The sequence below is a fragment of the Klebsiella oxytoca genome, assembly GCF_009707385.1.
Lineage (GTDB): Bacteria > Pseudomonadota > Gammaproteobacteria > Enterobacterales > Enterobacteriaceae > Klebsiella > Klebsiella oxytoca_C.
In genome coordinates, this window is sequence record NZ_CP046115.1 from 2,468,277 (window position 1) to 2,494,099 (window position 25,823).

Genomic DNA, 25,823 nt, shown 5'->3' on the forward strand with positions numbered 1-25,823 from the left:
TATTTAAATATCAATAATGGAGATATTATTATGGCTTTTGCTCTGCCTAATGGCTCAACCGTTTTTGTTGGCTCCGGCCTGAGTAATCCGGTTTCGGTAAGTGCGGTTTCCAATGCTGAAGGCGCCGTTTTTAGCGTTGCGGAAAATCATAACCTTAAGGTTGATGATGTTGTACTTATTTCTTCGGGCTGGGGAATCATCGATGGTTTAGTTGCCAGAATCACTGCGCAAACAACCAATAGCGTGACCATTTCGGTTATTAACTCCAGCGATCGCAATTTTTTCCCTGCTCATGCTGGCGGCGGAAAGTTACAGAAAATCACTGAATGGACTGAAATTCCACAGATTACCGAAGTCGCGCAGTCAGGTGGTGAACAGCAGTATGCACAGGTACAGTTTCTGGCAGACGATCGCCAGCGTAATATTGGCACCTTCAAGGCGGCAAAAAATCAAACCTTCACGTTAGCCCATGATGCTTCTTTACCGATCTACAACGTGTTGAGCATGGCGGATCGCTATGGCCAGGTTTTACCGCTACGCATGTTTGTTCCTAATGCGAAAGAGTATCGCTATTGGTCCGGTGTTCCGTCATTCGATCCGCAGCCGGTGACGGCCGTGAATAGTGTTGAAACTGTACAAGTCGCGTTTTCCATTCACTCGCGGGATATTACCTTCTATAAATCAGAAGATTAATATTTTCCTTATCTGCAGAACATAAATTAAATTCGATCGGGCTCCTGCGGGGGCCTTTTTTAAAGGGTATTTATGAGCGCCATTTTCAAATTACAACCTAAACCGGTTTTTAAAGCTGATGTTGTTATTCCCCGTGCTGGTGAAGAAGACGGAGTACTGAATTTTACATTTAAGCATCGGCCAATAAAGGAACTGGCAGAACTTGAAAGTATTGACGAGAAAACGGTCAGTGATTTTTTACTGGAGATCGTCGACGACTGGGCATTATCTGAACCCTGTACGCGAGAAAATATTGGGGTACTGGTAGATAACTATCCAGGGGCGGTTAAAGCAATCATGACCACTTATTATCAGGAACTGACGGGGAATCGTGAAAAAAACTGATTGCGGTTGCCTCGGCATTCTATACGCCTGAACCATCAGCGGATGAGCTGAGCGCATTCGGTCTGACAGCCGAAGACTATGATGACGTTATTATCAACGTCTGGCCTGATATCTGGCCCGCGTTTGTCGTCTTTCGTGCGGCCAGCACGCAGTGGCGCACCAGCCCGGGTGGGGTCATCGGTCTGGATTACAATGTCCTCGCATGGCTCATGAAGGTTTACGATGTAGCTGACGAGGTAACCGCAATAAACGATCTTCAGGTAATGGAACGGGTGGCATTAAATATCCTGAATAAACTTCACAACTAGTCAGGACTTTCAGCGGGAGTATGTTCTATTTATTAATCAAACTAAGCCAGGCTACAGCCTGGTTTATTCTTTCAGGAGAGAGTCAATGGCGAGTGATACAACAATGACGCTGCGCATGAATAACAGTGAGCTGGAAAAAAACATCCAGCTTCTGGATAAATATCAACAGAAAGTAACTGTCGCCAACCGTAAAAGTGAAGAGTTTAATAAGACTTTTCGTGGCGCAACCGATATACAGAAAAAGCATACGGATAGCCTGAAGAGGTTAATGCAGACGCTACCGCTCCCTCCAGCCAGAATGGGATCAATACTTCAGGAGATGATCAAGAAGTCTGAGGAGGAGACCTACAATATAACATCAGGTCCTAAAAGTTACTGGGATTCATTAACAGGAATGGATAGCACGTCAAACTTTGAGCTCGGTAATACGGCAAAAGTTTTCCAGTCAGGCGTAGAGCCAGAAGCGAGTCCCGGCGATCATAATCAGAAAGGGAGTAAGAGCGACTGGCTCGGAGGTTTAATAGCAGGGGCCAAAGAGGCATGGGACAAATTCCTCGAGGACGGGAAAAATGTTCACGGCAAGCTTAAAGAATTAGCCAAAGATGCTTTTAGCTCAATGGGAAACTCGCTGGTGGAATATATCACTACAGGAAAGGCGAACTTTAATGATTTCCTGATGACCTTCCTGAAAGGGACGCTGAAAATGCTGAGCCAACTAATGCTGGTAAAAGCCATGGAGGCTTCCTTCAACGCGATGTCGAATTCCGGTATTGGTTGGATTTCATCCATCGGTAAAATTTTTATGGGTCACTCTGCGGGTGGATATACCGGAGACGGCGGTAAATATGAGCCAAAAGGGATTGTCCACGGCGGGGAATTTGTTTTTACCAAAGAAGCCACCGCGGCAATTGGTATTGGCAACCTTTATGCCATGATGCGCGGCGCTCAGGGGTATGCAGGGGGAGGCTACGTAGGAACGGCATTAATGCAGGGACTGGGGTCTTCAGGCTCAGGACCACTCACCGTTCAGACTTCCGTACTTATTCAAAACCAGAGCACAGAACCGCAGGCGACGGACAATAACGGCGCGCTAAATCGCGCATGGCAGCAGACGATAGACCGCTCAGTTCGCGCGGGTGTGGCGAATGAATTGAGGCCTGGCGGCCTTATCTGGAATGCGAACCACGGACGTTAACTTTTTAATCCCGGAGAAGATATGGCAATAGAAACGTTTTCCTGGCCAACGCAAATACAAGCGGGTCTGCAGGGAGATTTTAATTTCACCGTGCGCGAAGCTCGTTTCGCCGACGGATATCAGCAGGTCGTGGGCGATGGCCTGAATTTTGAAAAACAAAGCTGGCCGGTGACATTGACCGGAGAAAAAGAAGAGATATTAGCGATACTCGAGTTTATGCGCCGCCATGTCACGAAGTCGTTTATCTGGAATTCACCAACGGGTGAATCGGGACTTTATCGTGTCAGCCCCGACTCATTAAAGCTTTCGCCATTATCCAGTCAGGTAATGACGGTAACCGCCACATTTAACCAGGCATATGCACCATGATTACAGCTGATTATCAAAAACTTGAACCAGGGAATGAAATACGTTTACTGGAGATTGATGGCAGCGTCTTTGGAATGGATGATATCTTATATTTCCACGGACACAGCCTCGCCCATAGCGAGGCTGAAATTCTGGCTGCGGGAGGAGATGAAACTCGTTTGCCTGCAAAATCAATCTGGTGGCAGGGCAATGAATATATGCCGTGGCCGTGCATTATTGATGGTATCGAGTCTACTACCGCCGGTCGGGACGCTCAGCCATCTCTTAAGGTGGCAAATATTGACGCTTCGATTACCGCCCTGTGCCTGTATTACGATGATCTGGTTCAGGCGAAGGTGACAGTCCACGATACCCTGGCGAAATATCTCGATGCACGTAATTTCCCTGAAGGTAATGCAACGGCCGATCCCACGCAGGAAAAAAGAAAGGTCTATTTTATCGATGCTAAAAGTGAGGAAACGAATGAAGTTATTGAGTTCACTCTTGCCAGCCCGATGGATTTACAAGGAATAATGATCCCAACCCGCCAGCTGCATTCCATCTGTACCTGGTGCATCAGAAACAAATACCGCAGCGGCGATGGGTGTGATTATAACGGCCAGCGATATTTTGATAAAAATAATGTCCCTGTTACCGACCCGGCGCAGGATGTTTGTAACGGCACCTTGTCAGCCTGTAAATTACGCTTTGGCGAAGATAACGAACTGCCTTTTGGTGGCTTCCCCGGTACCTCTTTAATTCGGAGCTAATATGCGTCTGAAGGTTATCAGGGCTATTCAGGAGCATGCGCGAAAGGAATATCCTCGTGAGTGCTGCGGTGTGATTGCGCAAAGGGGACGGATAGCGCGCTATTTTCCCTGTCGCAATATTGCGGATGATCCCCTGGAGCATTTTGTCCTTGCGCCGGAGGATTATACTCAGGTAGAGGACTGGGGGATTGTTACTGGCATTGTCCACAGCCATCCTGATGCCACGACTCAGCCAAGTGAGTTGGATAAAGCCCAATGTGACGCGATGTTATTGCCGTGGCATATTTTCAGCTGGCCAGAAGGCGATCTGCGTACGATTTATCCGCGCGGGGAATTACCGCTGCTGGAACGCCCGTTTGTGCTTGGGCACTATGATTGCTGGGGATTGGTAATGAGTTATTTTCGCCAACAGCATGGCGTTGAGCTGAGGGATTATCGGGTGGACTATCCGTGGTGGGAAGATAGCTACCCTGATAACTTTTATCATGATTGTTGGTATGAATGTGGCTTTCGCGAGTTTTATGGTCCGCCGCAGCCTGGTGATATGGTAATTATGCAGGTACAGGCGAATAAGTGGAATCATGCCGGTATTCTGCTGGAGGGAAATATGCTCCTTCATCATCTGTACGGCCATTTAAGCCAGCGGGTGCCTTATGGTGGATACTGGCAGGAAAGAACGGTAAAGGTTTTGCGCTATCCTGTTAAGGATAATTAAGTGAGTAATAAAAAAAGCTGAAAGGCCTTCGAACTTCAAATTACATGATATCAAATGCATCCGCGCATTAGCGTTATTCAATTTAAGGAGCTTGACTCGCTTTCCAGTCAGCCAGGCGCGCAATATTATCGATGGTAGAATAAAAATTATGATTTTTCATAATATCTGCCGACAGATGGAGGATTTATGCAAGAACATATGGTCAGGATTGAATTGGGTGGAATTCTCGGTAAGAAATTTGGTAAACATCATTGTCGGATGGTAGCCACCGCATCTGAAGCGATAAGAGCATTGTGTTGTACCATAAACGGTTTCGAAAAGTTTATGAACAACAGTAAAGCTATGGGGTTAACGTATGCTGTTTTTAAAGGCAAGAAAAATATTAGTGAAGATGATATTCCGTTCCCCATTAGTGACAAAGTAATACGAATTGTGCCGGTCGTTATTGGTAGTAAAAAGGCCGGAATGTTACAAACGATATTAGGTGTGGCATTGATTGCGGTCGCCTCAATAGCAACAATGGGGGCCGGCGGTATATTTGCCGCCATTTCTGCTGGCAGCGGATGGGGAACCGCTGCCATGCTCGGGGCCTCAATGGCTCTCGGCGGCGTCCTGCAGATGCTCTCCCCTCAGGTTCCTGGTTTAGCCAGCCAACAATCTCCTGAAAATAAAGCCTCCTACGCTTTTGGCGGGGTGACAAATACCACTGCCCAAGGGTATCCGGTACCGCTTCTGTACGGTAAGCGGCTTATCGGTGGCGCAATTATATCAGCAGGAATTTATGTAGAAGACCAGCAGTAAAACATCCGCTTTCTCTCATTTATGGCCACCTTCGGGTGGTTTTTTTATGGAAAAAATATCTATGACACAGCACCTCATTAAAGGTTGTAAGGGCGGTAGTTCAAGCCCGCGTACCCCCACAGAACAGCCAGACGATTTACAATCTGTTGCGAAAGCTAAAGTTCTGCTTGCTCTCGGTGAAGGTGAGTTTGCCGGTGCGCTCACCGCGAAAGATATTTATCTTGATGGTACGCCGCTGGAAAATTCCGACGGTTCGCAAAATTTTAGCGGCGTTGCCTGGGAGTTTCGTCCCGGCACTCAGGCCCAGAATTATATTCAAGGGATCCCCGGCTCAGAAAATGAAATTAATGTGGGCATGGAAGTCTCCAGTAAAACGGCATGGAGCCGCTCATTTAGCAATACTCAGCTTTCCGCTGTTCGTCTGCGCTTAAAATGGCCATCTTTACTTAAACAGGAAGATAATGGCGATCTGGTGGGGAACACCGTGAGCTACGCCGTTGACCTGCAAACCGACGGCGGTAGCTGGCAGACGGTGCTGGAGAGCGCGGTTAGCGGCAAGACCACTGCCGGCTATGAACGGTGTCACCGCATTGATTTACCTCGCTCGACGACCGGTTGGGTGTTGCGATTACGCAAGGTTACCCAGGATGCAAACTCCTCGAAAACCGGCGATGTTATGATGCTGCAAAGCTATGCCGAGGTGCTTGATGCAAAACTGCGTTATCCCAATACGGCTCTGCTGTACGTAGAATTCGACTCGCGCCTGTTTAATGGCTCTATCCCTAAAATTTCCTGCAGTCCTCGCGGCCGCGTCATTCGCGTGCCTGACAATTACGATCCGGAGACCCGGGAGTATTCCGGTATCTGGACGGGGGCATTTAAATGGGCATGGACGGATAACCCGGCATGGATTTTTTACGATCTGATCGTCAGCGATCGTTTTGGCCTGGGGAATCGGCTTACCTCAGAAAATATTGATAAATGGACCTTGTATCAGGTTGCGCGGTATTGCGATGAGCCCGTACCCGATGGCAAAGGCGGAGATGGGACAGAGCCGCGCTATTTATGTAACGTCTATGTTCAGAATCGCAATGATGCCTATACGGTGCTGCGCGATTTTGCGGCTATTTTCCGCGGCATGACCTGCTGGAGCGGCGACCAGGTGATTGCTCTGGCGGATATGCCTCGCGATATTGATTACACCTACACCAGAGCTAACGTTATTAATGGTCGTTTTCAATACGCCAGCAGCAGTAGCAAAACGCGCTACACCAATGCGCTGGTTTCCTGGTCCGATCCGGAGAACGAGTATGCCGATGCGATGGAGCCGGTTTTTGAGCAGCCGCTGGTAGCCCGCTACGGGTTTAATCAACTTGAGCTGACGGCGATTGGCTGTACCCGCCAGTCGGAGGCCAACCGTAAAGGCCGTTGGGGGATCCTGACTAACAATAAAGATCGCGTGGTCACTTTTTCCGTCGGACTGGACGGTAATATCCCGCAGCCTGGCTATGTTATTGCGGTGGCAGACGAGATGCTGGCGGGGAAAGTCAACGGTGGCCGCACCAGTGAAGTGGACGGCTGCGTGATTACGCTCGATCGCCAGACGGAAGCGAAAGCCGGAGACAGGCTGCTGCTGAACCTGCCATCGGGCGTGACGCAGAGCCGAACCATCGAGGACGTTAATGGCCATGTTGTCACCGTCACCGCCGAATACGCTGAATTACCGGAAACGGAATGCGTATGGGCAATAGAATCTGACTCTCTCAGGGTTCAGCAATATCGTGTGGTGAGCGTTAAAGATAATAACGATAGTACATTTACTATTTCCGCTGCCGCGCACGATCCGGATAAATACGCCCGGATTGATACCGGCGCGATTATTGACAGCCGACCGATAAGCGTGATCCCTCCGGGGAATCAAAATGCGCCAGCTAATATCGTTGTTGAGTCTTATTCGGTCGTTAATCAGGGAATTAGCGTTGAAACGCTTCAGGTTCACTGGGCTCCTGTCAAAAATGCCATTGCTTATGAGGCACAGTGGCGTCGCAATGAAGGTAACTGGGTAAACGTTCCTCGTAGTTCCGTGACCTCGTTTGATGTCGGCGGAATTTATGCCGGGCGATACACGGTAAGAGTACGCGCTATCAATGCTGCGGAAGTGTCCAGCGGTTGGGCATATTCGGATGAGAAAATACTGACTGGAAAAATCGGCATGCCTGTTGCGCCGATTGCCCTGACTACTACGTCATTGCTGCATGGCGTTGAACTGCAATGGGCGTTTCCCGACGGCGCTGGCGATACTCAGAAAACGGAACTTCAGTACAGTCCCAATCCGAACGGCAGCGGGGCGATGGCTTTATCGGACGTAACGTATCCGGGGAAAACGTATCAGCAGATGGGCCTGCAGATTGCGGCGACGTTCTGGTACCGGGCGCGAATCGTCGATCGCCTCGGTAACGAAAGTCCCTGGACCTCCTGGGTGCAGGGGATGGCCAGCGACGATATCGACGAGTATTACGATAAGCTGACGGACGCGATTAAAGACACTGAAGCCTGGCAGGAAGCCCAGCGGGATATAGGGGACACGCATAAAGCGCTGACGGAAACCGCCGATGCTATTCGTGATGAGGTAGCCCAGCAGGTCACGGATATTCATCAGAATATTGATGATACCGTGGGAGGGCTCCGTAAACAGGTTGATGGGCAGATAGAGTCGGTTAATAAATCGATTACGGAGAATATCGACCTCGTCAACCAGACGTTGAACGACAATATTTCGGCAGTGAATCAGAGTCTCTCGGATGCCGTTACTGAGATGAATACTTCTGTTGACCAGCAGATTGCTGACGTTAACAAAGTCCTGGCCGAGGGTGACTCCGCGTTAAAATCCCAGCTGCAGACGGTTGAAAACAGCCTCAAACAGTCTATTGCCCAGGCCAACACCGGCTGGGATAAAGCGGTGAAGCAGGAGACCGCTGACCGAATCGCGGACGTGAACGCGAAAGCCGCGCAGGCGGCAGACCAGTTGCTGAATGAAAAAAATGAGCGCGTGGCGGCTATTGATAACCTGCAGACGGTTATCCAGGATGGCGATGAGTCGCTGGCCCGTCAGATTGCTGAAATCTCTGCCGGCAGCGGCCAGCAGTTTGATTCGTTCAGTATCTGGTACTTCGATAAAGACAACGAAGGGTGGACCGAGGATGACGCCGGTCAGGTACCGATGCAAATCACGGATGAGGGCTGGCTGAAAGCATCTAATAGTACGGCCTCCTGTCGCTCGCCCAATGGACAAACAATCCCAGCCTCCTCTTATCGCACTATCATGCTGCGTATCAAACGTGTCGGTAATCCGGTCTGGAAAGGACGGTTTTACTGGATTGGGGCCGATGAACAGGGCTGGAACGATGCTCGTTCGGTCACTATTGCAGAGCAGGAGTTTGATGGTGATGGTATCAGCGTGGTGGCTATCCCTGATGTGAACTGGAATGCGTCCGGCACCGTCCGTCGTTTTCGTATAGACCTGGCTCAGGGGCAGAACGCCGACAACTATTTCCTGATCCACTGGATCTCCGTTGGTCGCCCGGCACCGGCGGCCAGCACAGCCGCCCTGCGTAATGAGGAGATGGCGCGGACTCAGGCGGACGAAGCGGAGGCGATGAAGCGCTCCACGCTGGCGGCACAGATCCGGGGCACCACCGACAGCAATAGCCTGAGCGATTTACGCTCCGGTCTTCTCTACCAGGAAATGAATGCCCGTATCACCGCTGACCGTGCAGAAGTCGTGGCGCGGGAGTCGCTGCAGACGCAGTTCAACGAGAATAAATCCACGGTCGCGGAGGAGCTAAGTTCCCTGTCGACCGCGCAGAGCGCACAGGCCAGCAAAATCAGCGGGCTGGAAACTTCGCTCGGGAAAAAAGCCGATGCAACCGCGCTGCAGTCACTCACGCAAAAAGTGGAACAGCAGGGCGGCACGTTAACCAGCCAGGGCAATTCGCTGACCTCGCTGACCAACCGCGTAGGAAAAACTGAATCGGGCGTTTCTGTAAACAGCAGTGCTATCACTGGCCTGCAGTCCAGTGTCAGCAAGCAGGATAAGACGTTAACCAGCCAGAGTCAGGCGCTCACAAAGCTGCAGAATGACCTGACCACGACGAATGCCAGCGTCAATAAGAAGGCGGAAGCCAGCGCGCTACAGACACTGCAAAACACAGTGACTCAGCAGGAAAAAGCGATATCTGCATCAAACAGCAGTATAACGTCCCTACAGACGTCCATTAACCGCCGCACGGTGTTTACCATCACATCACGAGGCAACGGGTCGAGTGCGAAGGATGGAGTTTTTGATGAGTCTGGAAATAAGCTTTTTGGCCCGAGCCGAAGTTATTCGCTGGTAACATTTAAGACAAACAGCAACGGTTCAACCTCTATTGATACCAGTAAGACTTATGATCTTTTTGGCTCGGTAAACAACGGCAAGGCTATGTCAGACGACATTGCCGCTCTTGCTAATGGCGTCTATACATGCGTCCTGACTAATGATGAGCCTACTGGTTATCGTTCTTCTATTACCTCAGCTATTGAGCTGCTTGGCGGGACAACGGAGGTCATTAATTCGCTACCGTATCGCGGAGCGTACATTCTGCTTGGTCGCAAAGGAATGAAACCGGGGGATGGTCTTGAACTCCGGGCGCCCACCGGCGGCGATCAGGGTGCTTTTATCTCGACGTCAGTTGAGTTTGTGAATGGGGTTATGCAGGGGCTGGGAGCCGCAGGTGGCGTGATGATGAAGGCAGAAGCGAATGCTTCTGCGATAACAAATCTTCAGAACACCGTGACCCAGCAGGGCAAGGATATTACTTCAGCCAGTAGCGCTATCACCAGCCTGCAGAATGGATTGAAGTCGGCGAATGACACCATCAGCAAAAAGGCTGACGCAACGGCGCTGCAGAGTCTGCAGAATACCGTAATCCAACAGGGGAGCAAGCTGACCACACAGAGCAATGCGATCACGTCACTGGAAAACAACCTGGGTGTGACAAATGCAAATCTGGACGGTTTACGTGGCATGGGCGGAAACCTTGTAGAAAACGGTGATTTTGCTCAGGGAGTGGCGTGCTGGGGTCTTCAGCAGGGTGGCCAGGATACGGTAACGTTTGGCAATTTTGGCGAGAGCGCAAAAGGCGCGAAACTGGTGAAAATTGGCTCCACTTCGCCTGGTATTTTTGTGGGCAAAAAGCGCCCGATACCGATTACCGGTCTGCGTAAATATCGCTTTGTAGTACGCGCTAAAGGTGTGAGCGGTGCTAAAAATATGCTTCTGCGCCGGTGGAATTTTGCTGGTGGTAAAGAGGGTACGTATGAGGATAAAAACATAATTCTGGATGCAGGATGGAAAACCTATACGTGGAATACCTTACTGACTCCCGATACTGGCGTAGACGCGCATGCGTTCGGTCTGTATTGCCACCCAAATGCTTCTGAGATCTGGATCGACAGCTTCTATATCTTTGATATCACCGATGAGGTGAATATTGCCGCTAATGCGACAGCATTATCTGCGTTAAGTACGACTGTCAGCAACCAAGGAAATTCTCTTACAAGTCAGAGCAATAGTCTTACATCTCTCAGCAATAGCATTGGCACATTACAGGCACAGGTTGGTAACCCGTGGTTTGATGGTTCCCTCGAAAGCTATGCCGATGGTGCACAGGTTGGAAACACTAATCAGGCCAGTGTTACAACTGCACAGAAGTTTACCGGTTCTAAGTCATTACGAGTAAAACGTCTGGCAAATGAAGCTGGAAACAGTGACAAGTTTATTGGCACTCGCTCCGCCGTTCGTGAGAATGGCGTCTTTCGTATTGAGTTGTGGGCTATGATGCCCGCAAACCAGACACCTTCTGGTGGCTGGTCAACGATTGTCGGGATCAACGTCAGAAATGCAGCTGGTGCCAATGCCTGGCAAACCGCCATTACTATCAATGAAGCGAGTCTCGGTGGTCGCGATAAGTGGGTCAAATTCTCAGGCAAATGCACTCTGCCATCAGGAAAAACTCAGGGCGTTGTTTGGATATCGTGTCGTGGTGCGACGGGGAGCGGAACGCCTGGCTATGAGCTGTATCTTGATGACGTTGTTATCACGGACATTACAGACGCGAATGAAGCGCAGAACCTTGCCAGTGCAAACGCCTCAGCACTTACGACTTTAACCAGTCGAGTGACAAAAGCGGAAGGTACGATTACTAGTCAGAGCAGCAGCATCACAAAACTGACCAATGATCTGTCGACGACGAACGCGAACGTTAACAAAAAAGCTGATGCTACCGCGCTGACTACATTACAGAACACTGTGACTCAGCAAGGTAAGGATATTAATTCAGCCAGTAGCGCTATCACCAGCCTTCAGAATGGATTGAAGTCGGCGAATGACACCATCAGCAAGAAGGCTGACGCAACGGCGCTGCAGAGTCTGCAGAATACGGTAACCCAGCAGGAGAGCAAGCTGACCACACAGAGCAATGCGATCACGTCACTGGAAAACAATCTGGGTGTGACAAATGCAAATCTGGACGGTTTACGTGGCATGGGCGGAAACCTTGTAGAAAACGGTGATTTTGCTCTGGGAGCGGCGTGCTGGGGTCTTCAGCAGGGTGGCCAGGATACGGTAACGTTTGGCAACTATGGCGACGGCTCAAAAGGCGCGAAACTGGTGAAAGTTGGCTCCACTTCGCCTGGTATTTTTGTGGGCAATAAGCGCCCGATACCGATTACCGGTCAGCGTAGATATCGCTTTGTAGTTCGTGCCAAAGGTGTGAGCGGTGCTAAAAATATACTGTTACGTCGGTGGAATTACTTTGGCGGCAAGGAAGGGGTTTATGAGAATAAAGCTTTAACTCTGGACGCAGGTTGGAATACCTACACCTGGAATACCTTGCTGACTCCTGAGAGTGGTGTAGATGCGCACGCATTCGGTCTGTATTGCCATCCTTCAGCGGCAGAAATCTGGATAGATTCGTTCTATATTTTCGATATCACTGATGAGATGAATATCGCATCTAACGCTTCTGCCGTTTCTGCACTGGATACGAAAGTCACGAAGGCAGAAGGAAATATAACCAGCCAGGGCAACGCGATTACCAGGCTGAATAACGATCTGGCCACGATGAATGGCAATGTGAATAAAAAAGCTGATGCCTCAGCATTGACCGCCTTAACAAACCGTGTGACAGAAACAGAGAAAACAGTTTCCACTCACACATCATCTATTACCAGGTTACAGAGCGATCTATCCACCACAAACGGAAACGTGGCGAAGAAGGCTGAACAGACTGCGCTCAATGCGCTGAGCAGCCGGATGACTCAGACCGAAAATAATGTGACATCTGCCAACAGTAATATCACCTCTCTGACTGCGGCTGTTCGCGCCGGGAACGCATCCAGTGGCGATCTGGTTTCCAACCCGACATTTGATCCTGCATTTAGTCAAATGGGGTTCAATGTTGTGTCATCGACTTCGTCCGGTGTTCCGACAGGCTGTCCATTTGCTAATGTGGCAAAACTGGCTGCTCGTGACCATCATCCGAACTGGGCAGCAATTCCAGCTACGCTAAATGATGTTTTCGAAATTTCCGCTTTGGTTGCCTGCGGCGCTGGCAGCGCTGATTTCAACTTCTATATTGGTACCGCGACCAGCTCAAATGGCAGCATAGGATCGCCTCTTGCTACTGGCGGGAATACGAAAAAAACCACTGCGTGGACGCGCGCAACATGGAAGGTAAAAGTCACTCAGACGATGGTTGATCGTGGATACATCAGGCCGTTTCTGCAAATCAACCAGAGTTCGCCTTTCGGGACTATCTGGTATGTGACTGACTGGCATTTTCGCAATATAACGGCAGCATACCAGGCGCAAAACACCGCTGATGCTACTGCCAAAGCTCTGGATACGCTGAGCAATACGGTTACACAGCAAGGGAAAGATATTTCCAGCGTTTCGCAGCGTGCCACAAACTTAGAAAATAGCCTTAAAACCACAAATGATAATGTGAATAAGAAGGCTGATGCTGCCGCATTCCAGACACTGCAGAGTACGGTAACAGAGCAGGGCAAAACGCTGAACTCTCAGAGTAGTTCGATAACTACTCTGAATAACAATGTTAGTACGACTAATTCCAATATCGATAGTCTGCGAGGCCTTGGCGGAAACCTTGTAGAAAACGGTAATTTTGCGCAAGGTGCAGTCGGTTGGGGTCTGCAGCAGAATGCTCAGAACCCGATAACGTTTGGCGATTACGGAGATGGCGGAAAAGGGGTTAAGCTGGCCAAAGTGAACACGACAACTTCACCAGGTATTTTTGTCAGCAATAAGCGTCCTTTTCCCGCCAATGGTCAGCGCAGATATCGCTTTGTAGTTCGCGCTAAAGGCGTGAGCGGCGCTAAAAATATGCTTTTACGTCGTTGGAATTACTCTGGTGGTAAAGAGGGGACGTATGAGGATAAAACTCTGACGCTTGATGCAGGGTGGAATACTTATACATGGAATACCTCTCTGACTCCTGCCAGTGGTGTAGATGCTCATGCCTTTGGACTGTATTGTCATCCAACGGCAGCTGAAATATGGATCGACAGTTTCTATGTTTTTGATATCACTGATGAGATGAATAATTCTGCCAATGCTACGGCACTGTCATCTCTTCAGAATACTGTAACCCAGCAGGGTAAGGATATTACTGCGTCAAACAGTAATGTGACTTCGCTACAGGCATCATTGGGACGTCGTACGGTTTTCACTATTGTTTCAAAAGGTAATGGCTCAAGTGCAAAAGAGGGGATTTTCGATGAATCTGGAAATAAACTTTTTAGTCCGGGACGAAGCTATGCGCTGGTAACATTTAAGACAAACAGTAACGGTTCAACATCTATAAACACCAGTAAAACGTATGACGTCTTTGGTTCTTCAGCTAATGGTAAGACGATGTCGGACGATATTGCGGCCCTGGCTAATGGTGTATATGTATGCATCCTCACTAATGATGAACCTACTGGATATCGTTCTTCTATTACCGCAGCATTTGAGCTTTTAGGCGGTACGACTGAAGTCATTAATTCTTTACCATATCGTGGAGCCTACATTCTGCTTGGCCGTAAGGGTATGAAAGCTGGTGATGGTCTTGAATTGCGATCACCTACTGGTGGTGATCAGAATGCTTTTATCTCGACGTCAGTTGAGTTTGTGAATGGTGTAATGATGGGATTAGGCGCCGCAGGTGGCGTCATGATGAAGGCGGACGCTAACGCTTCCGCAATTACTGCTCTTCAGAACACGGTTACGCAGCAGGGTAAAGATATTACTTCGGCCAGTAGTTCTCTTACAAGTCTGGAAAATAGTCTGAAAACGGCGAATGATAACATCAGCAAAAAAGCTGATGCAGCGGCAGTTACGGCTCTAACTAATCGTGTTTCCAAGACAGAAAATACTCTATCCAGCCAAAGTGAAAATATTACGAAGCTAACTAATAATCTGAATGCAACTAACGAAAACGTTAAACTAAAAGCCGATACGTCAGCGTTAAATGCTCTAACTAATCGAGTGGCAACAGCGGAGGGAAAAATTACTTCAGATGGAACAGCGATTACAAGTCTTAATAACAGTGTTACTAACTTAAATAATACGAAAGCCACTGTAACAGCGTTAAATGCCCTTACAACTCGTGTCACGGCTGCAGAAGGGAACATTAGTTCTCAGTCGACTTCGATTACGAATTTAACAAGTTCACTAGACGCGACAGCGTATCAGGGGGTTGGGCTAAATCCTAATGGTCGATTTAACACTGGTCTTCAATGGTGGTCTTATGCAGCAGGAACTGGTGGAAGCATTGATTGGGCCGCGAATATAGGGGAAGACGGCTCAGCTGGTGTCAAAATGACAAAGGCCGGAACAGGTAACCCTGTGATTCGAACTAACGGAAGTTCTGACAGTAAGACATCCGGTACATTTGAACTCTATCCGTTGCAAAATACCTCTGGGGGTAACGTTGGTCGTCCAATAATCGTTAGAGTGAGAGCAAAAGGTGTAAGCGGCGCAATGAATTTGATGGTTCGTTTTATAGAGTACCCCAATAGTGGTGCATTCTCATACGCGAACGATAAGACTCTGATATTCACCACCGCTTTTTCAACGCAAATAGCAAAATTTACTGCTAAAACAACAACGGTTCGCGGACGTATTGAGGTGTTTTGTTACCCGGCAAACGCGTCGGTCATTATTTCCTCTATCGTGGTGGAAGATAACACGGCAAACGAAGCTAAAGCAGATGGAACTGTTACCGCAAAGGCGGTGGATGTTCTCACTGCCGATGTAAAGATTAACAAAGGCAATATTGAAAGTAATAGTAAAAGTCTCACTTCACTCATCAATGAAGTAAAGGGGAAAGCGACCTCATCAGCATTGAGCACTTTAGAGAGCAAGGTAAATATACAAGGAAAAGATGTAGACTCTCATACCAAACAACTTTTACAACTAAATGCAACTGCTGGAGATAACACGGCGAAGATTAAGCAACAATCAGAAACAATAGCAAGTCTGGATAAAACTGTATCTGCATCGTGGACATTGAAAGTAGAGGTAGATAGCAAAGGAAATAAAATTGTTGGCGGAGTTGTATTAGGAGCTGATAGCACAGGGACAAGTCAGTTTCTCATCAATGCAAATCGCCTTGCTCTTATTAACAATGCTAATGGAGCAGTCTCGACACCGTTTGTTGTTGATAGTGGCGTGACTTACATGAATGCCGCTTATATTAAAAACGGCTCCATAACCAGCGCAAAAGTAGGAGATATTCAGTCAAATAACTACGTAGGAGGGAGTCAGGGCTGGCGTATTACTAAATCGGGAGCCAGCGAATTTAATAATGTAGTCGTGCGCGGGGAAGTTCATGCTAACAGTGGAACTTTTACCGGCACCGTGCACGCGACTGACGGCTATTTTAACGGCACCGTTTACGCTAATAAGATTGAAGGCGATGTGATGATTGCGGAGTCGAACACAATTCCTCTTAAGAACTACAGCGATGTGAACGCTGGCGACTACGAGATTCTGAAGATCAACGGGGATGACTTCGACCGAAGCATTGACACTAACCTTGTTGTTCAAGTCGGCTCTGGGTTCCGTAACGAGTTCAAGGTAATCGTCCAGACACCCGGAAGGGCTGAGCGGGAGTATTACTCCATCGACACCGGAAATAACGGCGGGGTGAGAGCTTATGCGATTCGCGGCTTCGATCTTCCGGCTGCTGGTAAGGGGCAACAAAACAGGATTATCGTCCGTGTCAGGGATAGCGGTCGCGCCAGCGGAATTATGACCTATACGCCTTATGTCCCTCGCTTTGATGGGAAATCGTTCGACATCGACTCTAACGGTAACACTATTAACCGAGGCTACCTTCGCGAACGAGCCTACATTGCGGTATTCCGCAAAGGTAACAGGATTGTCGCTTAACTCTCAGGAGAGGCCCCTAAAGGGGCCAAAATCAATATGGCCACTATATTAGCAATCAGCATGCGGCGCGAATCGCATCCAATTTATAACCAAGAGGTCTGCTGACAAGCGGACCGTCGAATCATGCTTCAGTCAGCCAAAAATCAGCCTCTTCAAACACCACCTGAGTGGCCCGGCTGATTTGATTTTTCTCATGTTTGCTGGCATCAGTGTCGATGGAAGCCAGCGCTATCATGGGGTTCACGCTGATATAGGCATCCGGAAAAATATGATGAATTATTTTCTTCGGTTAGAGATTGGAAATCTCTTAACCACTCGATAAATAAGTAACTTTGCAAAGAATCAGAATTATTTAATGGTTTCTGCCATGATGTCTCACATGCTGTCTGGATTAGGGCAGTTAACATGGGCTCTATTCCAGTACAACGGTATCCGACAGGTAGTCTCCTTTTCCACATCTAAGGTCCCACCATAAAGGAGTCCAAAAAATTTGCTAAAAAATGTTAATACAGCGCATAAATACGTACTTCGCCTCTCGACGCGGCGCGCCGAGCTGCCTATTATTCTTGGGCTTGTTCATTTTAAGATGTATCTGAGGGGAGAGAAGATGCGAGCTGCGTTTTTAGTGGGATGTGCTGCGCTGTTGCTTTCAGCATGCAGCAGTAATGATGAACCTGTTCAGCAGGCAACGGCGGCGCATGTGTCGCCAGGGATGCGTGCCGCGATGAGCAGCACCGGCCAGGCAAACTGCGCGATGGTCGGCGGCTCGTTATCAGTGGCGCGTCAGCTTGACGGCTCGGCTATCGGCATGTGCGCATTGCCAAACGGCAAACGCTGCAGCGAGCAGGCGCTGGCGGGCGGAAGCTGCGGTAACTATTAATTCACCAGGTCGGCGAGCTTATACACTAGCGTCTGGTCGGCGGTCGCCAGCGTCAGCTGGGTTTCGGTCAGGTCGACCTGCGCGCCTTCACGCAGCATTTTACCAAGCGTGGTGTCCAGAGCGTTCAACTGAGGGTCCGCGCAGAGCATGCGCGTCATTGCCAGTTCTTTAACCTTCAGCGCGCCGTCAGAGACTTTTCCCGTGCCGTTGAATTGGTTGCACATATTGCCTGAAACGTACATTTTGCCGGTAATCGGCATCTCTTCGCCGAAGCTCAGTTCCAGCGGTTTATCAGCAGCATTCAGCGATTGTCCGTTAACGCTGGTCAGTACAAAACGGTGGTGCTGAAGCTGTTCCGCCCTGGTCGAAACCTTGCTGTTATACACGCAGCCAGATAGCAACATTCCTGCCGCCAGAAGCGCAGCAAACTTGTTCATTTAATCTCCATAAATATTTATCGCATTAATGAATGAAGGGGATTGTAACTTTATCGCAGGCAATTTCTGTGAGGATTGTCTGAATGTGCCCCCCGCCAGGGGGGAGCACAAAAGGCGAAGGAAAATCAGACCAGTGCGTTAGGGCAGGTTTCGCCAGCATCCACCTGACGCAGATTGTCGAGAGTGGTTTGCGAGATACTGATCAACGCTTCCGCGGTCAAAAACGCCTGATGACCGGTAAACAGGACGTTGTGGCAGGCGGACAGACGGCGGAAAACATCGTCCTGAATAACGTCGTTAGACTTGTCTTCAAAGAACAGATCGCGTTCATTCTCATACACGTCCATCCCCAGCGCGCCAATTTTTTGGTGCTTCAGAGCATCGATTGCCGCCTGAGAGTCAATTAGCGCACCGCGGCTGGTATTGATGATCATCACCCCATCTTTCATTTGATCGAACGCGGCATGGTTCAACAGATGATAGTTTTCATCGGTCAGCGGACAGTGCAGGGAGATAACATCGGACTCTTTGTACAGCGTTGTCAGATCGACATACTCCCCCCCCAGATCCAGCGCGGCCGCGCTGGGATACGGATCAAATGCCAGCAGACGCATACCGAAGCCTTTCAGAATGCGCAGCGTGGCGACGCCAATTTTACCGGTACCGATAACGCCGGCGGTTTTACCGTGCATAGTGAAACCGGTCAACCCTTCCAGAGAGAAGTTCGCGTCGCGGGTGCGCTGATAGGCGCGATGAATGCGGCGGTTCAACGACATCATCATACCGACCGCGTGCTCAGCGACCGCTTCAGGGGAATAGGCCGGAACGCGCACTACGCGCAGGCCCAGCTCTTTAGCGGCGTCGAGGTCAACGTTATTGAAACCGGCGCAGCGAAGCGCAATGTACTTCACGCCGTGGGCTTTCAGTTCTTCAAGTACCGGACGGCTACCGTCGTCATTAACGAAGATACACACCGCTTCACAGCCGTTGGCGGTTTTGGCGGTCTTTTCGGTTAACAGGAAGTCAAAAAATTCCAGTTCAAAGCCGTATGTATCATTAACATGCTGCAGATACTTCTTGTCGTACTGTTTTGTACTATACACAGCGATTTTCATATGACTTTTCTCCAGTGATAATACCGTCACGGTAGCATAATTAAAATAATCTTACAAATATTAAAAATTAGTTTAATTGTCGGGTTATAGTAATAAGTCTAGAGCATATCGCTGAGTTAAGAAATCTCTTTAAAAGACAATGCTTTTCACCAGAAACTGAGGCTCAGGGCGCCCGGCGCCAGCAGGATAAACGGCCACAACACGCCGGAGCTGATGTTAGCGATCTGAAAATGCCAGAGTGAAGTCCCGCTGGCGCCGGTCACCAGCGGGACGGTGGCGCGAAGCGGCGAGAGGAAGCGGCTAAAAAACACGGCCCATGCGCCGTGACGACGCAGGAACAGCTGACCTCGAGCGAGGCGCTCGGCGTTAAGCCAGCGGATACGGTACAGGTGGTGCTGGTAGCGGCGGCCCGTCAGCCACGAGAGCCAGAATCCGCCGATTGCGCCGAGGCTGGCGCTCATCCACATTAGCAAGAAATGTCCGGCGCTGGCCGAGGCCAGAGTGCCGAGCAACAGCAGGCCGGAGGTGCCCGGAATCAGAAATGAGATGACGGCGCAGGATTTTGTGAACGTCAGCAGGAAAACCATAAGCAATACCAATGAATAGTGGCCCTGAGCGTATTCAATCAGCGAGATAATCAACTCCACAGCAGCATCCGTATACAATCGCAGGTGTAACACATGTCGTCAGTGTCGCAGGGGAAAACTAAACCCCGACTAAATGACCTGCTGGAGAATCACATCGCGACGACTACGCTTAAACGGGATGGAAACTTTAACTCACAGGTCGAACGTGCCACAATGACGGCCTCTCGGCTTTTACTTATTTTGAATCAGGATATTAGCTGCCCATGAAGGGTAAATATAAAGCCGCCATTGCGCTAATATTAGCACTCGTGTTGCTACCGCTGGCTTTGCTATTGACGCTCACCCACTGGGTGCCAACTCTGGCGGGTATCTGGCTGCCCGCGGGAACCCGAATTTCCCTCAACGAGAGCCCGCGCCTGTCGCGTTCTTCGCTGCGCATTCCGGACCTCCGTTACCTGGTCGGCGACTGTGAAATCGCTCGCGTCACCAACGCCGAGCTTTCCCGCCCAAGCCGCTGGCGGTTACACATCAGCGAGGTGGATGTTAACAGCGTCTGCCTGAACAAATTACCGGAAAGCGAAGCCGCGCCGGGCGCGCCGAAAACCCTTGCCGAATGGCAATCAATGCTCCCCTACAGCTGGTTGACTATTGAAAATCTGCGCCTGTCGCCGTGGGAGAAATGGCAGGGACGGCTGGTGATGTCACTTACGCCGCATCAGCAGGATATCGGCTATGCCGGAAAAGAGGTTTCACTTCAGGCGCGTCTGCGCGGCCAGGCGCTGACGGTTAGCGACTTTTCCGCGCGGCTGGTAGAAGACCAGCCTCCGGTGAAGCTGGTCGGCGAGTTTAAAATGCCGCTGGTTCCGGATGGTTTGCCGGTCGATGGGCATCTGTTCACTACCTTTGAATTTCCTCAGACTCCCGGTCTTGTCGACGCTGAGCTGGAGTGGCAGGAGAATCGCGGGCAGCTGTTGGTCACGCCGCGGGGTGAAGTGGAGCCAATTCTCGATCTGCCGTGGGAAATTACCCCGGATCGCATCGTTATCAGCGACGGCCGCTGGCACACCGAGTATGCGGGCAATGCCTTAAGCGGTCGGGTCGCGCTGTCGGTGGGCAACTGGCAGCAGGGCACCGAACAGATGCAGGTCAGCGGAAGGCTGAACGTGCTCACCCAGGGTGAGGCCGGGAAGGGCAACGCGGTGCTGAATATCGGCCCGGGCAAGCTGAGCATGGACAGCAGCGATATGCCGCTACAGCTGACCGGCGAGGCCAAACTTGGCGATCTGATTTTTTACGCCAGATTGCCCGCGCAGTTAAGCGGGCCGCTTACCGCACCGGTACTCAATTTCCACCCCGGGGCGCTGCTGCGTTCGCGCGGGCGGGTCATTGATTCACTCAACATCGACGAAATCCGCTGGCCGCTGGCGGGCGTTAAGGTGACGCAGCAGGGCGTTGATGGCCGTCTGCAGGCCATTCTGCGCGCCCACGAGCAGGAGATGGGCGATTTTACCCTGCATCTTGACGGCCAGGCCGATAACTTTATGCCCGACCGCGGCCGCTGGCAGTGGCGTTACTGGGGCGAGGGCCATTTCACGCCGATGCAGGCACGCTGGGATGTCAAAGGCGCGGGCGCATGGGTTGACAGCGCCATCGTGCTCAATAGCCTGTCGACCGGTTTTGATAAGCTGCAGTATGGTTCCATGCTGGTGAGCCAACCGCGCCTGACGCTGGACAAACCTATCCACTGGCTGCGCGATGAGCAGCATCCGAAGCTGACCGGCGCGCTGTCGCTGGATGCCGGAAAAACCACCTTTAGCGGCGGCAGCGAGCTCCCCCCATCGACGCTAAAATTTAACGTTGATGGTCGCGACCCGACCTGGTTCCAGTTCAACGGTTCCCTGCACGCACAAAAAATTGGTCCCGTACGCGTGACCGGGCGCTGGGACGGCGAGCGCCTGCGCGGCCAGGCATGGTGGCCGAAACAGTCATTAACCGTTTTCCAGCCTCTGGTGCCGCCGGAGTGGAAAATGAATCTGCGTGAAGGGGAGCTGTATGCGCAGGTGGCCTTTTCCGCTGCCGCTGGCCAGGGCTTTGAAGCAGGGGGGCACGGGGTGCTAAAAGGCGGTAGCGCCTGGATGCCGGATAACCAGATTAACGGCGTCGATTTTGTGCTGCCGTTCCGCTTTAGCGAAGGGACATGGCAGCTTGGCACCCGTCATCCGGTATCGCTGCGCATCGGCGAAATCGTCAACCAGTTCACCTCGCGCAATCTGACGGCGGATCTTCAGGGATCCTATCCCTGGAGTGAAGACGCTCCCTTGCAGTTGAGCAACGTTAGCGTCGACATTCTCGGCGGCAAGCTGACCATGCAGCAGCTGCGCATGCCGCAGCACGATCCGGCGCTGCTGCGGCTGCAGAATATCTCCAGCAGCGAATTAGTCAGCGCGATTAAAGTGAAGCAGTTCGCCGTTTCCGGCCCGATTAACGGTGCGCTGCCGCTATGGTTGAATAATGAGAAATGGATAATTAAAGACGGCTGGTTCAGCAATCCGGGACCGATGACGATGCGGCTGGATAAAGACACCGCGGACGCGCTGGTGGCCGATAACATCTCCGCCGGGGCGGCCATTAACTGGCTGCGCTATATGGAGGTAGCTAGATCGTGGACGCATATTAATCTCGATAACCTTGGCGTGCTGACGCTGCAGGCGGCAATTAGCGGCACCAGCCGGGTAGAGGGAAAAAGCAATACGGTGCACTTAAACTACTCCCATGAAGAGAATATTTTCGACCTGTGGCGCAGCTTGCGTTTCGGCGACAATCTGCAGGCATGGCTGGAACAGAATGCCAGGCTGCCCGCGCAGCGCTGCCAGGACAGTAATACCTGTAAGGAACAACAATAATGAGCAAACTACTCACCGCCTTTCTGGCAATTATGCTGCTGGCAGGCTGTACGCCGCGTATTGAGATTGCGGCATCGAAAGAGCCGATCACCATTAATATGAATGTCAAAATTGAGCATGAAATTCATATCAAGGTGGATAAAGACGTTGAGGATCTGCTCAAATCGCGTAGCGATCTGTTCTGAGGCGATGATGAGAAAACGACTAATAACCGCGACGCTGGCTCTGGCGTTGTTCAGCTCTCAGGCCATGGCGCTAACGTTAAGCGAAGCGCGGCAGCAGGGGCGAGTTGGCGAAACGCTAAACGGCTATCTTGAACCGTTGCGTGACGATAAAGAAACCCTGGCGCTGGTAAAGCAGATCAACGCCGCGCGCAGTGAAAGCTACCAGCAGCTGGCGGATGACAACAATCTGCCGGTGGATCAAGTGGCGAAGATGGCCGGACAAAAGCTGGTTGCCAGGGCGCAGCCGGGCGAATACGTACAGGGCCTGAACGGCAAGTGGCTGAAAAAATAGCTATCGGCAGCGCTTGCGATACTCTCCCGGCGAGACGCCGAAGCGCTGCTTAAAGGCGGTGGAGAAATGGCTATGATCGCTAAACCCCCAGCTGTAGCCGATCCCCGCCAGCTTCTCATCATCACGTGCGCTTTGCAGCGCGCGGGCGCATAAATCAAGCCGACGATTCTTGATATATTGCGCCACCACCAGACCCTTGTCTGCAAACAGGCGGTACAGACTGCGCACCGACATCCCGGTTTCGCTGGCCAGCCATTCCGGACGCAGATGTTCTTCCTGAATCGACTCATCGATTAACGTCATAATTTTCTGAAACTGCTTATCGCGCCGGGACGGCCGGGCCTCCTGATGATGCAGCATTGGCCGCAGCAGGCAAACAATAGCCTCCAGCGCCGCTTTGCTTTCGCTCGCCGAGAGTTCCGGGCTATTCATACTTTCATGCAGCAGGCGCTGGCTCAGCTGAACCATCGGCAGGGTACTTGCCAGCCGGGTGGCGATGCTGATTTCACCCCCGTACAGCTGCTGCTCAAGCAGCGTTCTTGGCAGCAGCAGAGAGGCCTGACGCGAGGTTTGCTGCCAGATAATCGAGCACGGGCGGGATGCGTCAATCAGGGTAATGTCGCCGGTTTCGAGCAGCGCCTGGCGGCCGTCCTGCTCGATTGTCGCCTGGCCCGAGAGCTGGAAGACGGTATAAAACCAGGCGTCGTTATCGCGCTTGATCTCCTGCGGGGTGCGATAGAGATTGATGCCGCGAGCGGTCACCGTGCTGACTTTCAGGTCACCCGCATAGCTGGCGTCTATCTCACCGTGAAAATTATCATCCAGCGGGCGGGCGGCGAACTGCCCGCAGACCTGATTGATTTTTTCTAACCAGTGCTGGTAAACCTGCCCACGATTTGCCGTACTCATCGCCCATTCCTTGTAATGGTAATGTTTCTGCATTGTTGCATTTATGATGCATCAGGCAAGTGGACAGGGCGCAGTATATGAAAGAACTATTACCTGCTGCACATTTTCTGTTCGCGAAGCGACTTAATTGCGGAGCCTGTCACAGCGGCAAAAGCGAATGTCACAGAGATAAAAGCGTGAATCGCGACCCCGACGTAGACTGAAATCACTATCCGCGAACAATAAGGAAGGGGTATGTCCACATCACAGGTTTCGCTACTCGCCAGCGTGCAGCAGTTTTTAGACCGGCAGCATGGTTTGTACATCGATGGCGCCCAGCAGGCGGCAGAGAGTGAAAAGCGCTTAACCGTCTGGAACCCGGCTACCGGCCAGGCTATCGCCAGCACCGCGGACGCCGGTGCTGCAGATGTCGATTGGGCGGTAATGTCCGCCTGGCGCGCCTTCGTTGCCCGCAGCTGGGCAGGGCGGACGCCCGCCGACCGCGAACGTATTCTGCTGCGCTTCGCCGATCTGGTGGAGCAGCACGGTGAAGAGCTGGCGCAGCTCGAAACTCTGGAGCAGGGGAAATCGATCAATATCTCTCGTGCTTTTGAAGTCGGTTGCACCCTGAACTGGATGCGCTATACCGCCGGGCTGACCACCAAAATCAGCGGCCGCACCCTGGATGTATCAATTCCTTTTCCACAGGGCGCCCGCTATCAGGCGTGGACTAAAAAGGAGCCGGTAGGCGTTGTCGCCGGGATCGTGCCGTGGAACTTTCCGCTGATGATTGGCATGTGGAAAGTCATGCCGGCGCTGGCGGCGGGTTGTTCAATCGTCATCAAGCCGTCGGAAACCACTCCGCTGACCCTGCTACGCGTAGCTGAGCTGGCCACCGAGGCCGGCGTGCCGGACGGCGTTTTTAACGTGGTGACCGGCAGCGGCGCCGGATGCGGCGCGGCGCTGACCTCTCACCCACACGTCGCTAAAGTTAGCTTTACTGGATCAACGGCGACAGGCAAACAAATTGCTCGCGTGGCCGCCGACCGTCTGACCCGGCTCACGCTGGAGCTGGGCGGTAAGAACCCGGCTATCGTGCTGAAAGACGCCGACCCGCAATGGGTTATTGAGGGACTGATGACCGGTAGCTTTCTTAATCAGGGGCAGGTATGCGCCGCCAGTTCGCGGATCTATATCGAAGCGCCGCTGTTCGATACCCTGGTGAGCGGCTTTGAGCAGGCGGTGAAGTCGTTGCAGGTCGGGCCCGGAATGCAGGAGAGCAGCCAGATAAACCCGGTTGTTTCGCAGGCGCACTGCGCAAAAGTGGCGGCCTATCTTGATGAAGCCCGTCAGCAGAAGGCAGAGTTGATTAGCGGTAACACGGGTCCGGATGCGCAGGGCTACTACATTGCTCCGACGCTGGTGATTAACCCGGATGCCGGGCTGCGCCTGAACCGGGAGGAGGTTTTCGGCCCGGTGGTGAACCTGGTGCGCGTTGCCGACGGTGAAGAGGCGCTGCGGCTGGCTAACGACAGTGATTTTGGTCTGACCGCCAGCGTCTGGACCCGCGATCTGACTCAGGCGCTGAGCTATACCGATCGCCTGCAGGCGGGTACGGTGTGGGTCAACAGCCATACGCTGATTGATGCCAACCTGCCGTTTGGCGGGATGAAGCAGTCGGGTACAGGGCGTGATTTTGGCCCCGACTGGCTTGACGACTGGTGCGAGACCAAATCGGTCTGCGTGCGTTATTAGCGGCATGTTCCCCGGCGGCGATCGAGCCGCC

At 51.5% G+C, this 25,823-nt stretch carries 18 protein-coding genes and 1 pseudogene; 14 read left to right on the top strand and 5 right to left on the bottom strand.

From position 1 onward, the window contains the following. Nucleotides 1–30 precede the first annotated feature (30 nt). From GJ746_RS11440 to GJ746_RS11480, 9 genes are all read left to right on the top strand, one after another. Nucleotides 31–693 carry a phage tail protein gene (locus GJ746_RS11440; RefSeq protein ID WP_154680298.1) on the top strand — a complete coding sequence of 221 codons (663 nt, stop codon included), beginning with the start codon at nt 31–33 and terminating at the stop codon, nt 691–693. Nucleotides 694–765: 72 nt separating this feature from the next. Continuing rightward, nucleotides 766–1,077, top strand: a complete 312-nt coding sequence (locus GJ746_RS11445; protein ID WP_154680299.1) for a phage tail assembly chaperone — start codon at nt 766–768, stop codon at nt 1,075–1,077. A 62-nt stretch (nt 1,078–1,139) separates the two neighbouring features. Then, nucleotides 1,140–1,385 (top strand): DUF1799 domain-containing protein, encoded by a 246-nt coding sequence (locus GJ746_RS11450; protein WP_227852803.1) that lies wholly within the window; start codon nt 1,140–1,142, stop codon nt 1,383–1,385. Between the two features lie 85 nt (nt 1,386–1,470). Continuing rightward, nucleotides 1,471–2,580, top strand: a complete 1,110-nt coding sequence (locus GJ746_RS11455; RefSeq protein WP_154680300.1) for a phage tail tape measure protein — start codon at nt 1,471–1,473, stop codon at nt 2,578–2,580. Between the two features lie 21 nt (nt 2,581–2,601). Further along, nucleotides 2,602–2,949, top strand: a complete 348-nt coding sequence (locus GJ746_RS11460; protein WP_154680301.1) for a phage tail protein — start codon at nt 2,602–2,604, stop codon at nt 2,947–2,949. Continuing rightward, nucleotides 2,946–3,698, top strand: coding sequence for a phage minor tail protein L (locus GJ746_RS11465; RefSeq protein WP_154680302.1), 753 nt, complete (start codon nt 2,946–2,948; stop codon nt 3,696–3,698). The genes GJ746_RS11460 and GJ746_RS11465 overlap by 4 nt, the downstream gene beginning before the upstream one ends. A 1-nt stretch (nt 3,699) precedes the next feature. After that, a complete protein-coding gene (locus tag GJ746_RS11470; RefSeq protein ID WP_154680303.1) occupies nt 3,700–4,413 on the top strand; it encodes a C40 family peptidase in 714 nt (237 codons plus the stop codon). Between the two features lie 186 nt (nt 4,414–4,599). Next, nucleotides 4,600–5,214, top strand: coding sequence for a tail assembly protein (locus GJ746_RS11475; protein WP_154680304.1), 615 nt, complete (start codon nt 4,600–4,602; stop codon nt 5,212–5,214). A gap of 61 nt (nt 5,215–5,275) precedes the next feature. Beyond that, nucleotides 5,276–16,711 carry a phage tail tip protein gene (locus GJ746_RS11480; RefSeq protein WP_413773434.1) on the top strand — a complete coding sequence of 3,812 codons (11,436 nt, stop codon included), beginning with the start codon at nt 5,276–5,278 and terminating at the stop codon, nt 16,709–16,711. Nucleotides 16,712–16,832: 121 nt separating this feature from the next. Here GJ746_RS11480 and GJ746_RS11485 read toward each other — a convergent pair. Further along, a pseudogene (locus tag GJ746_RS11485) lies at nt 16,833–16,994 on the bottom strand (DinI-like family protein); the annotation flags it as partial. 324 nt (nt 16,995–17,318) lie between these two features. Here GJ746_RS11485 and GJ746_RS11490 point away from each other — a divergent pair. Beyond that, nucleotides 17,319–17,591: a DUF333 domain-containing protein gene (locus GJ746_RS11490; RefSeq protein ID WP_154680307.1), complete on the top strand. Its 273-nt coding sequence runs from the start codon at nt 17,319–17,321 to the stop codon at nt 17,589–17,591. Here the strand turns inward: GJ746_RS11490 and hslJ are convergent. The 3 genes from hslJ to GJ746_RS11505 all read right to left on the bottom strand — a co-directional run bounded on the left by hslJ (nt 17,588) and on the right by GJ746_RS11505 (nt 19,790). Further along, nucleotides 17,588–18,028, bottom strand: a complete 441-nt coding sequence (hslJ, locus tag GJ746_RS11495) for a heat shock protein HslJ (RefSeq protein WP_154680308.1) — start codon at nt 18,026–18,028, stop codon at nt 17,588–17,590. The two genes, GJ746_RS11490 and hslJ, sit on opposite strands and share 4 nt — an antisense overlap. A gap of 125 nt (nt 18,029–18,153) precedes the next feature. After that, nucleotides 18,154–19,143: a 2-hydroxyacid dehydrogenase gene (locus tag GJ746_RS11500; RefSeq protein ID WP_154680309.1), complete on the bottom strand. Its 990-nt coding sequence runs from the start codon at nt 19,141–19,143 to the stop codon at nt 18,154–18,156. A gap of 146 nt (nt 19,144–19,289) precedes the next feature. Then, nucleotides 19,290–19,790 carry a DedA family protein gene (locus GJ746_RS11505; protein WP_154680310.1) on the bottom strand — a complete coding sequence of 167 codons (501 nt, stop codon included), beginning with the start codon at nt 19,788–19,790 and terminating at the stop codon, nt 19,290–19,292. A gap of 203 nt (nt 19,791–19,993) precedes the next feature. Here GJ746_RS11505 and GJ746_RS11510 point away from each other — a divergent pair, with 203 nt between their 5' ends. The 3 genes from GJ746_RS11510 to GJ746_RS11520 are packed head-to-tail and all read left to right on the top strand — an operon-like array spanning nt 19,994 to nt 23,149. Beyond that, nucleotides 19,994–22,633, top strand: a complete 2,640-nt coding sequence (locus tag GJ746_RS11510) for a YdbH family protein (RefSeq protein WP_154680311.1) — start codon at nt 19,994–19,996, stop codon at nt 22,631–22,633. Further along, on the top strand, nt 22,633–22,818 hold the full coding sequence (locus tag GJ746_RS11515; protein WP_154680312.1) for a YnbE family lipoprotein: 186 nt from the start codon (nt 22,633–22,635) through the stop codon (nt 22,816–22,818). Before GJ746_RS11510 ends, GJ746_RS11515 begins: the two co-directional genes overlap by 1 nt. 7 nt (nt 22,819–22,825) lie before the next feature. Further along, complete coding sequence (locus tag GJ746_RS11520; RefSeq protein ID WP_154682706.1) at nt 22,826–23,149, top strand: YdbL family protein; 324 nt, start codon at nt 22,826–22,828, stop codon at nt 23,147–23,149. Here the strand turns inward: GJ746_RS11520 and feaR are convergent, their stop codons facing one another. Beyond that, nucleotides 23,150–24,058: a transcriptional regulator FeaR gene (gene feaR / locus GJ746_RS11525; protein ID WP_154680313.1), complete on the bottom strand. Its 909-nt coding sequence runs from the start codon at nt 24,056–24,058 to the stop codon at nt 23,150–23,152. It lies immediately after the preceding gene. A 234-nt stretch (nt 24,059–24,292) separates the two neighbouring features. Between feaR and GJ746_RS11530 the strand changes: the two genes are divergently transcribed. Next, a complete protein-coding gene (locus GJ746_RS11530; protein ID WP_154680314.1) occupies nt 24,293–25,792 on the top strand; it encodes an aldehyde dehydrogenase family protein in 1,500 nt (499 codons plus the stop codon). The last annotated feature ends 31 nt before the right edge of the window (nt 25,793–25,823 follow it).